The sequence below is a fragment of the Chloracidobacterium sp. D genome (assembly GCF_018304685.1).
Taxonomy (GTDB): domain Bacteria; phylum Acidobacteriota; class Blastocatellia; order Chloracidobacteriales; family Chloracidobacteriaceae; genus Chloracidobacterium; species Chloracidobacterium thermophilum.
In genome coordinates, this window is record NZ_CP072634.1 from 1,934,144 (window position 1) to 1,947,422 (window position 13,279).

Annotated in this window: 11 protein-coding genes; 6 read left to right on the forward strand and 5 right to left on the reverse strand. The window is 54.1% G+C overall.

Annotated features, from left to right (window positions below):
* Positions 1 to 7: 7 nt before the first annotated feature.
* The 3 genes from J8C01_RS08125 to J8C01_RS15360 are packed head-to-tail and all read right to left on the reverse strand — an operon-like array spanning position 8 to position 1,837.
* A complete protein-coding gene (locus J8C01_RS08125; protein ID WP_211431585.1) occupies positions 8 to 1,228 on the reverse strand; it encodes an RNA-guided endonuclease InsQ/TnpB family protein in 1,221 nt (406 codons plus the stop codon).
* A complete protein-coding gene (locus J8C01_RS08130) occupies positions 1,222 to 1,719 on the reverse strand; it encodes an IS607 family transposase (RefSeq protein WP_014100134.1) in 498 nt (165 codons plus the stop codon). Before J8C01_RS08130 ends, J8C01_RS08125 begins: the two co-directional genes overlap by 7 nt.
* Positions 1,658 to 1,837 (reverse strand): MerR family transcriptional regulator, encoded by a 180-nt coding sequence (locus J8C01_RS15360; protein ID WP_041569161.1) that lies wholly within the window; start codon positions 1,835 to 1,837, stop codon positions 1,658 to 1,660. The genes J8C01_RS08130 and J8C01_RS15360 overlap by 62 nt, the downstream gene beginning before the upstream one ends.
* 156 nt (positions 1,838 to 1,993) lie before the next feature.
* On the opposite strand from J8C01_RS15360, the gene J8C01_RS08135 reads away from it, so the two are divergent.
* The gene (locus tag J8C01_RS08135; protein ID WP_211431586.1) at positions 1,994 to 2,860 is read left to right on the forward strand and encodes a prolipoprotein diacylglyceryl transferase; all 867 of its coding nucleotides are present in this window, start codon (positions 1,994 to 1,996) and stop codon (positions 2,858 to 2,860) included.
* Positions 2,861 to 2,887: 27 nt separating this feature from the next.
* Positions 2,888 to 4,837 (forward strand): ABC transporter ATP-binding protein, encoded by a 1,950-nt coding sequence (locus tag J8C01_RS08140; protein WP_211431587.1) that lies wholly within the window; start codon positions 2,888 to 2,890, stop codon positions 4,835 to 4,837.
* Positions 4,838 to 4,846: 9 nt separating this feature from the next.
* Here the strand turns inward: J8C01_RS08140 and adhP are convergent, their stop codons facing one another.
* Both adhP and J8C01_RS08150 read right to left on the reverse strand, forming a co-directional pair.
* Positions 4,847 to 5,893: an alcohol dehydrogenase AdhP gene (gene adhP / locus J8C01_RS08145; RefSeq protein WP_014100137.1), complete on the reverse strand. Its 1,047-nt coding sequence runs from the start codon at positions 5,891 to 5,893 to the stop codon at positions 4,847 to 4,849.
* 225 nt (positions 5,894 to 6,118) lie between these two features.
* Positions 6,119 to 7,147, reverse strand: coding sequence for an NAD(P)H-dependent glycerol-3-phosphate dehydrogenase (locus J8C01_RS08150; protein WP_211431588.1), 1,029 nt, complete (start codon positions 7,145 to 7,147; stop codon positions 6,119 to 6,121).
* Positions 7,148 to 7,291: 144 nt separating this feature from the next.
* Here J8C01_RS08150 and J8C01_RS08155 point away from each other — a divergent pair, with 144 nt between their 5' ends.
* The 4 genes from J8C01_RS08155 to J8C01_RS08170 all read left to right on the forward strand — a co-directional run bounded on the left by J8C01_RS08155 (position 7,292) and on the right by J8C01_RS08170 (position 12,311).
* Positions 7,292 to 7,951, forward strand: a complete 660-nt coding sequence (locus tag J8C01_RS08155) for an HAD family hydrolase (RefSeq protein WP_014100139.1) — start codon at positions 7,292 to 7,294, stop codon at positions 7,949 to 7,951.
* A gap of 14 nt (positions 7,952 to 7,965) precedes the next feature.
* Complete coding sequence (locus tag J8C01_RS08160) at positions 7,966 to 9,564, forward strand: ArnT family glycosyltransferase (RefSeq protein ID WP_211431589.1); 1,599 nt, start codon at positions 7,966 to 7,968, stop codon at positions 9,562 to 9,564.
* A gap of 190 nt (positions 9,565 to 9,754) precedes the next feature.
* Positions 9,755 to 11,302: an ArnT family glycosyltransferase gene (locus J8C01_RS08165; protein WP_211431590.1), complete on the forward strand. Its 1,548-nt coding sequence runs from the start codon at positions 9,755 to 9,757 to the stop codon at positions 11,300 to 11,302.
* Positions 11,303 to 11,846: 544 nt separating this feature from the next.
* The gene (locus tag J8C01_RS08170) at positions 11,847 to 12,311 is read left to right on the forward strand and encodes a hypothetical protein (RefSeq protein WP_211432729.1); all 465 of its coding nucleotides are present in this window, start codon (positions 11,847 to 11,849) and stop codon (positions 12,309 to 12,311) included.
* Positions 12,312 to 13,279 lie beyond the last annotated feature (968 nt).

The following is a 13,279-nucleotide window of genomic DNA, read 5'->3' on the forward strand; positions in this document are numbered from 1 at the left end:
TTCCTGCTCAAGCAGGAACAAAGCTGACTTCCTGCTTCGTTGAGGCCGGTTTCACGACCGCCTTGCGGCCGCCGCCAGAGCCTTCCTCTCCACAGGCTTGACATCCGGCGGAACTCGCCGTAGAGCCGTTCAGGACGGCCAGACCATACGCCAACAAATTCCGCGCCGCATTCACATCCCGGTCGTGCAGGATGCCACAGGCCCGGCATCTCCACCGGCGCACTGACAGCGGCAACACCTCCAGTTGGTGTCCGCAAGCCGAACACGTCCGGCTGCTGGCAAAGAAGCGGTCGGCGGCCACCACCAGCCCGCCACGCCTTGCCGCCTTGTACTCCAGTTGCCGCCGGAACTCACCCCACCCCATGTCGGCAATGGAGCGGGCCAGTCGCCGGTTGGCCAGCATGCCACGCACATTCAGGTCCTCAATGACAATGGTATGAAACCGGCGCGTAAGCTCGCTGGTGAGCTTGTGCAGGGCATCCTGCCGGATGTTGGCTGTCCGCGCGTGCAGCCGTGCCAGCTTCCGGCGGGCCCTGGCGCGGTTGCGTGACCCCTTCTGCTTTCTGGACAGGCTTCGCGACAGCCGGCGCAGGCGTTTGAGCAGAGCGGTGTGTGGTTTGGGGCCGGGAATGGTCTCTCCCGTCGAGAGCGTCGCCAGCGCCGCCACACCCACATCCACCCCCACCACGCCTTGGTTCTCGGCGGGGCGTCTGGGCGGATCGTCGGTGTCAACGGTGATGCTGACAAACCAGCGGTCGGCGGTGCGGGAGACCGTGGCTGACATGATCTTGCCGGAAAAGCGCAATGGCTCGCGCATCCGCACCCAGCCCAACTTCGGAATGCGAATGTGTGAGCCGCTGACTTTCACCTGGTCATTGCTGAGCGTGAAACGATCATCCACGCCCTTCCTGCGAAACTTCGGATACCGGGCGCGACCGGCAAAGAAATTCCCGAACGCCCGCCCCAACTGCATAATCGCCATCTGCGGGGCGCACTTGGTGACCTCCAGCATCCAGGGGAACTGTTCGCGCTTGATGGCGTTGAGTTGGCGGCGCAGGGCCGCCTCAGACGGCCTGGGCCGGCGGTTGTCAGCCTTCCATGCCGCATACTGCCGTTGCCACTCGTCCAGCGCCCAGTTCCAGGCAAAGCGCGCCGTGCCGGCCGCACGGGCCAGCCAGGTGGACTGCCGGTTGTTCGGATCAAGCGCAATCCGATGAGCCGTCAACATATCTGTGCCTCGGCGACGGCCTGCTTCACGCCGTCAATAAGTTTCCGGTTCCGGTGTGACCGGCTGCCATAAAGCCGGGTGCTGAAGACGGTGCTGATCTCCAGAACGTCCTTCGCCAGGTCTTCCTCAAACGTCGTGTCCTCACCCTGGTTGAGCATCACCACTTCAACGTTTTTGGCCTCGCCAATGGCAAACACCAGTCCGGTGCCAAAACAAAGCCGCCGGTCCTGGTGCGTGATGACCAGCCGCCCGGCTTCTCCGGCCAGGATGGACTCCAGCCAACGCCTCAGTCCTTTCTTGTGGTCGTTCATGCCGGAGCCAAGGTCGGCAATGATCCCGAACGTCCAGCCCGGTTGGGTGCAGTACAGTTCAGGAACCTGCTTTTGCCGCTCCAGACCGTCTTTCTGGTCATGACTGGAAACACGGGCGTCAGCGATGGTGCGCCGCGCCGTTTCCCGGCCGCGGAACGACGCGGGACACAGCCGGGTCATACCGCCGGCGCCCACCCGGCGTGCGTTCGTCGGGCAAAAGCCGCCCTTCGCGTTCCCAGCGTCGCAGGGTCTGAGCTGAAACACCCAGCAACTCGGCCGCTTTGTGGATACTGACCATCCGGCGTGACAGATGCAAATTGTAGATAAATAAGCATAAATGTGCAACTACTGCGTCAGCAGTAAAAGCCCGGACGGAACGCCGGCCCGTGGCGCTTCCGATGGTTGGCGTTCTCCCGCCTTTTCCGGGATAATCGTCCACCGTAAGGAGCAGGGCATGTTTCCCGAACTGTTCGAGATTCCCGGCACAGGCTTCATCATCAACACCTACGGCGTGTTGCTCGCCATTGGCTTTCTCAGCGGCATGTGGCTGGCCGGACGGTTTGCCGTTGCCGATGGTCTGCCCCGTGGTGAGGTGCTGGACATCGTGCTGTATGCGCTCATCGCCTCGCTGGTCGGGTCGCGGGTGCTGCTCGTCGTGGTCGAATGGGAGAGCTTTCACAGGGACTGGCGGGCCATCTTCTCGCTCGATGTGCTGCGCTCCGGCGGGGTCTTCTACGGCGGACTGCTGGCGGCAATTGCGGCCAGTCTGTTGCTTGTCCGGTGGCGCGGACTTGACTGGTGGCGGGTGGCGGACGCCTGTGCGCCCGGCATTGCCCTGGGGCAGTTCTTCGGCCGCCTGGGATGTTTTGCCGCCGGGTGCTGCTGGGGACGGCCTACCACCGCCTGGTGTGGGGTGCGCTTCTCTGAACGCGGGCATGAACTGACCGGCGTGCCCTACGGTATCCCCCTCCATCCAACCCAACTCTACGAGAGCGTGGCAACACTCGGCCTCTGCCTGGCGCTGGGCTGGCTTTTCCACCGACGGCGGTTTCGCGGGCAGATCATCCTGGCGTACCTGTTTGGCTATGCTGTCATCCGGTTCGTGATTGAAATCTGGCGTGACGATCCGCGTGGCGCTATCGGGCCGTTTTCCACTTCGCAGGCCATTGCCCTGGGCTGCGCTGCCTTTGCCGTCGGGGCCTGGCTGGTCCGGCGGCGGCAGGCAGCAACGGCCGCCGGTGCTGACGCGGCTGCCGTGCCGTTATCGCTTCCGCCAGCTTCACCGCCGTCGTCACCGTCCTTGCTTCCCCCCGAATCCTGAGTCACCGTCGGTATCCGAACATTTGTCATGTCCACGGCACGCGCGGCTTCGACCGCACCACTCGTTTCGGCCCCACAAAAGGAAAAATTCGACAAAAAGGCGGCGGCCAGAGACACCGCCCGGCTCATGGCGAAGTATGGCGCGCCCTATCTGCCCTACTTTGCCCTGGCGTTCTTCTGTCTTCTTGGGGCAGGCAGCCTGGCGCTCATCTACCCGCTGTTTGTCGGCACGCTGTTTGGTTCGATCTTTTCACCCGACAAACCCTCGGCGCTCGCACCGCTGCTGAATCTTGTTTCAGGCTGGCTGACGGCGTTGTTTCCCGGCTACCGCCTCTCGCCGCTCGATCCGGTGTTGGCCCTGCTGACAGGCATTCTGGTGGTGCAGTCCGTCCTGAGTTTTGGCCGCACCTATCTGCTCAACTACGTGGGGGAAAAGCTGGTCGCCGACGTGCGCCGGGACCTCTACCGGCATCTGCTTTCGCTGGACATCACGTTTTTCGCCAACCGGCGCACCGGCGAACTCACCTCCCGGATTGCTTCGGATGTCACGGCCATTCAGAACAGCGTCACGCTGAGCCTGGCGGAAGCCCTGCGGCAGGTCATCGTGTTCACCGGGGGAACGGCATTTCTGTTCTGGATTGACTGGCGTCTGGCCAGCCTGCTGCTTGCGCTTATTCCGGTGCTCGTGGTGAGTTTCGCCTTCTTTGGGCGCAGCATCCGGCGGCGCAGCACGCGCGTCCAGGATGCCCTGGCCGAGGCCACGGCCATTCTCGAAGAAACCATTGCCGGTATCCGCACGGTGCAGTCCTTCACCCGTGAGCCTTATGAAGTCAACCGCTACGAATCACATATCACCCGCTCGCTCCACGAGGCCCTGGGTCGCGCCCTGGCCCGTGGACTGTTCAATGCGGCAATTGTGTTTGTGCTGTTCGGCGGTTTTGTCGGGCTGCTCTGGTACAGCGGCAATCAGGTTCTGGAAGGCAAGCTCACCGCCGAGCAACTCATCCAGTTTTTGTTTTACGCCGCCTGGGTTGGTGGGGCGCTGGGAACGCTCGCCGAATACTACGGCGAGTTCAATCAGACCATTGGCGCGTCGCGGCGCGTCGTCGAACTCTTTGACACCAAACCTGTGATTAGCGACGCCCCCGATGCCCGTTCCGTGCCGGAAGTCCGGGGACTGGTTGAAATCAGCGAAGCTCGTTTCACTTACCCCGGACGGACGGAACCAGCTCTGGATGGCATCAGCATCACGGCCCGTCCCGGTGAAGTCATCGCGCTGGTGGGGCCAAGCGGGGCTGGCAAATCCACCCTGATTGCGCTCATCCCCCGGTTTTATGACCTTACCTCCGGCAGCATCCGTGTGGACGGCCTTGACGTACGGCAGTGGAAACTTGCCGACCTGCGCGCCAACATTGGCGTCGTCCCCCAGGAAACGACGCTCTTCAGCGGGACGGTGTATGACAACATCACCTATGGCAAGCTGGATGCGACGCCGGAGGACGTGGAGCGTGTCGCCCGCGCTGCGCATGCCCACGAGTTCATCACGGCGTTTCCCCAGGGGTATCAGACCATTGTCGGTGAGCGCGGGGTCAAGCTTTCCGGCGGACAGCGGCAACGGATTGCCATTGCGCGGGCGCTGCTCAAGGACCCACGGATTCTCATCCTCGATGAGGCGACGAGTTCCCTGGATTCGGAGTCGGAACACTACGTTCAGGCGGCCCTCGATGTCCTGATGGAAGGGCGTACGACCTTTGTCATTGCCCACCGGCTGTCCACGGTCCAGCGGGCCACGCGCATTGTCGTCATGGCGCATGGGCGCATCGTGGAAGAAGGCACGCACAAGGAACTGCTGGCGCGCGAGGGGATATACAAAAAGCTCTACAAACTTCAGTTCCGCGATGTGCCCGAGTGGATTCTGCAGGAAGCCGGGCTACCGGAAACGCCGGCATTGGAATCCACCCGGGCCGCTCTGCGGTAGGGCAATTGGTCAGGCCGTTCCGTTGAGACCAACGTTGAGCACCACCCGCCCGTTGATTTGACCATGCTTCATCCGCTCGAACACGTTATTGACCTGCTCCAGCGGCTGGAGTTCGATGTTTGGCTTGACCTTCCCCTCGGCGGCGAATTGCAGGCTTTCCTGCAAATCCTTGCGCGTTCCGACAATTGAGCCGCGTATGGTCAGGCGGTTGAGCACCACGTCAAAAATCGGCAGAGGAAAATCCCCCGGTGGTAGCCCGACCATCGAACATGTCCCGCCGCGCCGGAGCATACCAACAGCCTGACGGAAAATGGCGGCTGAGACAGCAGCAACGACAACACCATGTGCTCCACCACCGGTCTGACGCTTGATAGCTGCCACCGGGTCTTCTTCTTTGGCGTTGACCGTCACTTCAGCACCAAGCTGCCGGGCCAGTTCGAGCTTGTCGGAGGCAATATCCACCGCCCCGACGTGCAGCCCCATGGCCTTGGCATACTGCACCGCCATGTGTCCAAGGCCGCCCACGCCGATGACGACCAGCCATTCACCCGGACGCGCCTGGGTTTCCTTGATGGCCTTGTAGGTCGTCACCCCGGCGCACAACACCGGTGATGCCGTAGCGAAATCAAGATTGTCCGGGATGTGTCCGACATAGGCCGCTGGTGCCAGGACATATTCAGCAAAGCCGCCGTCCACGGAGTACCCTGTGTTGTGCTGGTGCTCGCACAGCGTCTCCCAGCCGGTCAGGCAGTAGTCACACAGCCCGCAGGCGTCGTGCAGCCAGGGCACACCCACCCGGTCGCCTTCCTTGACGGAAGTCACCTGATCGCCAACAGCCGCCACATAGCCAGCCCCTTCGTGACCAGGCACCAGGGGAAGTTTTGGCTTGATGGGCCAGTCGCCATCGGCCGCGTGTAAGTCCGTGTGACAGACCCCGCTGGTGACGACCTTGATCAGCACTTGTCCGGGCCCTGGACGGGGCACATCCATTTCTTCAATAGCCAGGGGCTTTCCAAACTCGTGAACCACAGCAGCACGCATTTTGTTTGGCAGCATGCGTCAAAACCTCCATGTACTGAAACTCAACATCCACTCCTGACACACCTGTGGCCAAACCGGTCACCGAAGGACTCTGCCTGGCTGATGGCGCATCCGTAAGGGAATGAGCGTTGTTTTGGGAAGTAAAGTTGGGGGGCGCAGAAGTGTGATGTTCAATACACTAGCCGAAATGACGCACCTTGGCAAACCGGATTTTGCTTTTGGAATGATTTTTTGGGCTGGTCAGTACTCGCGCCGCAGCGGACGCCCCATGATTTCGGCCATGGCGTCCTGGACGCTGCGGCCTTCGTACAGCACCTGATACATGCCGCGTGTCATGGGCATATCTACCCGATGCTTCTGCGCCAGGGCATGGATGGCTTTCGTGGTTTTGACGCCTTCGGCCACATTGGTCATACCGGCGAGGATGTCATCGAGGTGGCGTCCCCGGCCGAGTTCGACGCCAACGTACCGGTTGCGGGAAAGCGCGCCGGTTGCTGTCAGAAAGAGATCGCCGACTCCGGCCAGGCCGGACAGCGTCTCGACCCGCGCGCCAAGCGCCACGGCCAGGCGCGTTATTTCCGCCAGTCCGCGGGTGATGAGCGTGACGACGGTGTTGTGGCCGAAACCCAGCCCCACCATGACGCCGGCCGCCATGGCAATGACGTTCTTTGACGCGCCGGCAATCTCGACGCCGGTGATGTCCTGGTTGTAGTACAGGCGGAAGTTGGGCGTACTGAGTTCGCTCTGGACATACTCCCCCCAGCGGGGCGCAAAAGCCGCGACGACGGTCGCCGTCGGATCGCCCTTCGCCACCTCGTAGGCAAAGTTGGGGCCGGAAAGGGTGACGTAGCGCGGCTCGAAAAGGTCATGCCAGACATCGAAAGCCACTTCCGACATGCGCATCAGGGTGTCCGTCTCGATGCCCTTGGTGGCACTGACAAATACCATGGTGGGTGTGATGTGGGAGCGCATGGCCATCAGGACGCTGCGTGTGACGTGCGATGGCACGACGAGCAGGACAATCTGGGCGCCATCGAGAGCTGCCGCCAGCTCGGCTGTGGGGAGGATGTTTTCCGGCAACCGAAAGCCCGGCAGGTAGGGCTGGTTTTCACGGGTGGCACAGAGGGTGGCGATGTGTTCCGGGCGATGCCCCCAGAGGGTGACGGTACGGGGCGTGCCATCGGAGGCCGGACGCGCGGCCGCGACCAAAGCCAGCGCCGTTCCCCAACTTCCGGCGCCAATCACGGCAATTCGCTGGGCAGGATACATAGATACATCCGTTGGCGGGAAAAGCTTTCCACAGGACAGCCCTGATTCGGGTTACGATAGTCGAGACCCATCCGGCCGGACAATCCGGTTGGTAAGTTCCACTGACTTGCTGGCAGAGTCAGGCTCGTATTTATTTCCAGCGTTATGAAGTTGAGCGATTTTGCAGCGGTCATCTTCGATATGGATGGCCTGCTGATTGATACGGAAACCCTGTACTGCCAGTCGTGGCAGCGGGCGGCGGCAGATTGTGGTTTTGTCATTACGCCACACTTTTATGAACAGCTCGTGGGACGTTCCCGTGCCGATGCCCTTCAGATTGTGCTGGAGCATTTCGGCGATCAGGTTCCGATGCCGGATTTTCACGAGCGCGTGCTGCACTACGAGACGGTCTGCTTTGCCGAAGCGCCCATTCCTGTCAAGCCGGGCGCGTGGGAGATGATCGCGGCCGTGGATGCCCAACTGTTGCCCAAGGCGCTGGCGACCTCAACGCACCGCCCGGCAGCCCGGCAGCGTTTGGCGCGCACGGGGTTGGATCGGCACTTTCACATTATTGTGACTGGCGACGAGGTACCACGTCCCAAACCGGCGCCGGACATTTACTTGGCAGCCTGTGAACGGCTGGGTGTATTGCCCCGGGATGTGCTGGCTTTTGAGGATTCCGAACCGGGTGTCCAGGCAGCCTATGCTGCCGGTGTCACGGTCATCATGGTGCCCGACTTCAAGGCGCCATCACCTGAAATTCAAGCTCGCACCGCCCGCATTTTTCCCTCGCTGACACTGGCACTTGACTCCCTGTGTGGATAGCTTAAGAGGTGCCATTGGCTTCCGAAAATAAAGCTGAATTCCCCCAAATTGAACGTTCTGGACCAATGACGCCGACTGCGCCTGACGCACTGTGCCTGTCCCCGGTCTGGAAACAGCACGTGTGGTTTGGTCTCATCGGGTTGGTTGGCACCGGCTGGCTATGGTTTGCCATGTCCCGGCACGGGATCGGGCTTTCACCAGATTCGGTAGGCTATCTGGCAGTTGCCCAGCACCTGCTTGAAGGTAAGGGCTTTCTCTCCTACCGGGGCGAGCCTTTCGTCCTCCAGCCACCACTGTATCCTTTAGTAATCGCCACAATAAGTTTCCTGCTTGGCTCCACCCCGGCGACATCGGCTCTCCTGATCAACCTTCTCCTTTTCGTCGCCGTTGCCTACTTCTCTGGCCGGCTTGCCATCCTGATCACAAAATCCTTTCCTATCTCAATCGCCGTTTGTATCTCGGTTATCCTGGGTGTACCAATCACTTGGGTTTCTGTTTTCGCCTGGAGTGAAATACTTTTCATTCTCCTTACAATTCTGGCATTCCTGAACCTGATTGGCTTTGTCTCATCCAAGGATAAAAAAGACTTACTAGTATGCTCTCTTTATCTAGCCTGTTCGTGCATGGTTCGTTACGCGGGACTTTTTTCTGTTTTTTCATTTCTATTATTTCTGATTCTAACGCCGGGTGAAAAATTGCAGAAAAAAACATATCGAATTGTTGCTTTTTTATACATCTCATCCTTGCCTATATCTCTTTGGATACTGAGAAACTACATTCTATCTGGTACTCCTTTTGGCCCAAGAACCATGGCTTCTCTGAGACCGAATGAGATTATTTTTCTATTTTTTGACACCTTTTCCGGTTGGTTCATTGTCCAGACAGATGCTTTGCAAAATGACATTATCTTAATCCTGATACTTATTTTTTTGACCTTTGCAGTTTCCACTGCGTGTATCTATCAGATAAAAGATACCAATATATTGTCTCTTGTAATCTTCGTTTTCACATATTCACTTTTTGTCTTTATTTCTTCCGTGCGTTTTGCATACGATCCAATTGACAACCGCTTGCTCTCTCCAGTTTTTATACCTTTGGTCATCGTCTTGTTAAACTTTTCAAACAAGGTGCTCTACCCATATCTAAAAAGCAAGGTCTCCAGTAGTGCACAATCCCGGCTCATTATCTTGGGAGCAGTGATCTGGTTTACCCATCCGGTACTTTCTACACTGACACTTGGATTTGAGGTACGCCAAGAAGGCAAGGGCTACCACGCCATTTACTGGCAGACCAGCCCGACCCTGGCTCAAGTCCGCCAGGCGCGTGAGCGACTCATCCGGCTACCCATTTATACCAACGACCCCGAAGGACTGTACTTTCTGGCCCACATCCGGGCCGAGCACCTTCCCTTTCGGTTTCGTTCAACCTGGCCGGAGTCAGGGCAGGCGTACCTGATTCGCTTCAAGCATGCCTACCGTGGTGGGTGCTTGGACATCATCGAAGGACTCCGCCAGGCGGCCGACATCAGGCCACTGGCCCAGTTTTCCGACGGTGAAATCTATCTGGTGATACACAAATCCCTTCTTGCATCTCCAACATTAGTGCCTCATTAAGTAACTTTTTACACCGATCAACTACTACAATGATGTGTAGCCTATCAGAAAGACAACTCATAAAAGAGCAAAACCTCATCAATATAGCACCGGTCTCTTAGGCGTGAGGTCAGCTTTCGGTTCTGATCTAACGTCCTGTAAGCAGGCATCCTTTTATGTGATTCTTGGGTTTGGGGAGTGATTAAGCGACATGATAATATCTACAGAATCCAGTCTACTAAACTCACAACTTAACTGGAAACAACAAGTTTGGTTTGTATTCATCGGTTTAATTGGTTCTTTCTGGTTGTGGTTTGCTACATTTCGGCATGGGATTGGAATCTCACCGGATTCAGTAGGGTACATGGCAGTTGCCGAAAACCTACTCAAAGGGAAAGGCTTTATCTCCTATAACGGCGAGCTTTTTATCGTGCAGCCACCAATGTACCCTATAGCTATAGCCGCTTTTAGTTTTTTCTCTGGATTAAGTCCTGTTAAGTCTACTTTACTGCTTAATCTTTTACTTTTACCTCTTACTACTTATGTATCTGGGAAATTAGCATTCTTAATTACAAAATCATTTTTAGTATCACTATTCGTCTGTTTTTCAATAGTATTTGGAGTACCAATAAATCATGTATTTACTTATGCTTGGAGCGAACCACTTTTTATATTTTTGTTGACCTTTGCCCTCCTTTACATGGTGAAATTTATTGATTCTGATAAGAAAAAATATCTGGTAATTTGCTCAATCTCTGTTGGTTTTTTGACTATAACCCGCTACGTAGGCATTTTCATAATAATAGCGTTTCTCATGCTGCTACTTCTCGCCATTGAAAAGAAAGTTATAAAAAGAAGAAATGAAATATGCTTGTTTTTATTCATTTCCTCTTCTCCAATTTGCTTTTGGGCTGTGAGAAACTATAATCTCTCTGGGTCTTTCTTTGGTCGCTCGAATAGATCACTTTACGGCATAGGTGAACACGCCTTTGGTTTTAGTGAAGCCATAACCAGTTGGTTTATTCTCCCTGTAAATTACTTCCAGAATAAAATACTGATTTTTCTGATAGCAATTGCACTACTATCCTCTATACTTTCTATCACCGCACTGAATCATGGCAAGAATCTAAAAACTCTTGCCTTAATAATACTTATTTATGCTTACTCTCTCTTTCTATTTATTACCTGCGTGAACACCCAGACAGATCTAATAGGTAATAGACTGCTTTCGCCTATTTTTATTCCACTAGCAATCGTACTACTAGATCTATTCTACCATCGAATCTACATACGAGTAGTAAATAAGATACCCAAGAAAATGCATTTTTTACCGACCGCTTTGAGTTATGTAATCTGGTTTACCTATCCTATAGTTTTCACACTGGCACTCGGACTCGAGTCTTACCGAGAAGGGCTGGGCTATCATGCCACTCACTGGCAACAAAGTGAAACGATAGCCTATGCTCGCCAAGCCCACAAACATCTCGTACAGCTACCCATCTATACCAACCAACCCGAGGCAGTGTATTTTTTTGCGCAAATTCAAGCTGGACGTCTAAGATGTGTGCAATCTAATCTGATAGCTTATACCAGCGATCCAACTTGGTTAGAAGCAGAACAAGTGTATCTGATTTGCTTCAAGGAGGACTACCTCAGTGACTGCTTAGGTACTCTTAAATCAGCCTATGATCCTGACATCAATCTAATAGCCGAATTCTCTGATGGTGCAATCTATCTGATGACACGGAGAAAAATCTAGGATTCTAGGCTGATCACCACAATCAACTTGGGTTAGCCTTGGTCTTAGCGTACCATAGGCCGGAGCTGCTCAATGTGCTGGCTGATTTCCGCCGGCGAAAGATGCCGGGAGGCTTCCGGCAGCATGTCACATGAGGTCGCTTCCCGTAAGGCAACCAAGGTTTAGTACTCGATGGCCACTTCATCCCGGGCCGGGGTAAATTCCTGGGCTACAGCACGTACGTCTTCCGGGCTAACTTCCTTGTGCCCAGCTTGCCGCGCCACCCGGCAGCGGATGAGAATAGGCTCAATATCCGCCCCTGAAAGCCTCCTCTGTTTTTTTTTGCAATACTAACTATTCAATATGCTGGTCGGTAGAATAATCCATAGCAATGGTGTTTTTCTTGACAGTACCTGCTCGTTTGATTAACTATGTACACAACTTCAGAGAATGCTGCCTTCCCGAATCAAGCCAAATTCTCAAAGGTTACATGATTGACGTGATAACATCCGAAGCACTCTCCGTACCCCATCCGCGACTTGGTTGGAAACAGCAAATATGGTTCATGCTCATTGGCCTGCTTGGCGCTGGCTGGCTATGGTTTGTTATGTCTCAGCACGGGATTGGACTCTCACCGGATTCAGCAGGATACTTGGCAGTTGCCGGTAACTTACTTGAAGGAAAGGGCTTTATTTGTTACTCAGGTGAACCTTTCGTTGCACAACCACCACTATACCCTTTGGCTGTTGCCACTTTGAGCTTCTTGCTTGGTTTAGACCTAAAAACATCTGCGTTATTTCTTAATCTTCTAATTATAGTCTTTGCTACTTTTATATCTGGAAACCTTACATTCTTAATTACAAACTCTTTTCCAATTTCGCTGTTTGTTTGCTTTTCGATTATATTTGGGATACCAACCTTTCAGACATTTGTTTATGCTTGGAGTGAGCCTACCTTTATACTCTTCCTAAGTGTCGCTTTTTTTATATGCTCAAGTTTATTGACTATGAAGACAAAAAATACTTATTAGTATCTTCTTTTTTTATTAGTCTCGCTTGTATGACACGTTACGTAGGTATTTTCGCTTTAATTTCATTCCTAAGTTTATTGATTTTTAAAGCTAAGGAAGATATAGTAAAAAAAAAAAAGGAACGAAATATATACATTCTTGTTTATCTCTTCTTTCCCACTTTACCTATGGGGAATGAGGAACTATATACTTTCCCGAACCTTCTTTGGTCGTTCAGGAAATCCTCTTCACAGCTTTAGTGAACACAGCTTAGGTTTTGTCAATGCTGTTACTAGCTGGTTTATTTTTCCAGTGAACTACTTCCAAAATAAAACTCTCTTGTTCTTAGTTGCGTTTCTGCTAATCTTCATACTTCTTGTTATCAGCGTAAAAGAAATTGCGAATTTAAGAGTTTTGTCACTAGTAGTTTTCATTTTTTTATACTTATTACTTCTCTTCATTGCATGCGTGAGTACCCACCAAAATCTAATTGACAATAGGCTACTTTCACCTATCTTCATCCCTTTGGGGATTGTGCTAATAGATTTCTTCTATCGTCGAATTTATCTCCAATTAATGGACAAAATCTCCAAGCGAGTCCGGCCTTGGCTAGTTGTTCCAGGACTGATAGCCTGGTTTACTTACCCAGCGATCTCCACATTGAAATTTGGACTCGAGGTTCGCAGAGAAGGCTTAGGCTATCAATCCGTTCACTGGCAAACCAGCGAGACTATTGCCTACGTTCGTCAAGCACGCGAGGAATTACTCCAACTACATGTCTATACTAATGACCCTGAGGGACTATACTTCCTTACCAAAATCCGGGCTGGACGCCTGTCTATTCAGTTTCACCCGAACTGGCCAGAAGCAGGAAGAGCATATCTGATATGCTTTAAGCAAGGCTATCTTGGTGACTGCCTGGAAATTCTTGACAGACTACATTAGAATCCTGAAATCAGGCCAGTAGCTGAGTTTTCAGACGGCACAAT

What these genes read in the sequence shown, in the direction of transcription:
- J8C01_RS08125 (WP_211431585.1), bottom strand. Translation starts at nt 1,228, where the DNA reads ATGTTGACGGCTCATCGGATTGCGCTTGATCCGAACAACCGGCAGTCC.
- J8C01_RS08130 (WP_014100134.1), bottom strand. Translation starts at nt 1,719, where the DNA reads ATGACCCGGCTGTGTCCCGCGTCGTTCCGCGGCCGGGAAACGGCGCGG.
- J8C01_RS15360 (WP_041569161.1), bottom strand. Translation starts at nt 1,837, where the DNA reads ATGGTCAGTATCCACAAAGCGGCCGAGTTGCTGGGTGTTTCAGCTCAG.
- J8C01_RS08135 (WP_211431586.1), top strand. Translation starts at nt 1,994, where the DNA reads ATGTTTCCCGAACTGTTCGAGATTCCCGGCACAGGCTTCATCATCAAC.
- J8C01_RS08140 (WP_211431587.1), top strand. Translation starts at nt 2,888, where the DNA reads ATGTCCACGGCACGCGCGGCTTCGACCGCACCACTCGTTTCGGCCCCA.
- adhP (WP_014100137.1), bottom strand. Translation starts at nt 5,893, where the DNA reads ATGCTGCCAAACAAAATGCGTGCTGCTGTGGTTCACGAGTTTGGAAAG.
- J8C01_RS08150 (WP_211431588.1), bottom strand. Translation starts at nt 7,147, where the DNA reads ATGTATCCTGCCCAGCGAATTGCCGTGATTGGCGCCGGAAGTTGGGGA.
- J8C01_RS08155 (WP_014100139.1), top strand. Translation starts at nt 7,292, where the DNA reads ATGAAGTTGAGCGATTTTGCAGCGGTCATCTTCGATATGGATGGCCTG.
- J8C01_RS08165 (WP_211431590.1), top strand. Translation starts at nt 9,755, where the DNA reads ATGATAATATCTACAGAATCCAGTCTACTAAACTCACAACTTAACTGG.
- J8C01_RS08170 (WP_211432729.1), top strand. Translation starts at nt 11,847, where the DNA reads ATGCTCATTGGCCTGCTTGGCGCTGGCTGGCTATGGTTTGTTATGTCT.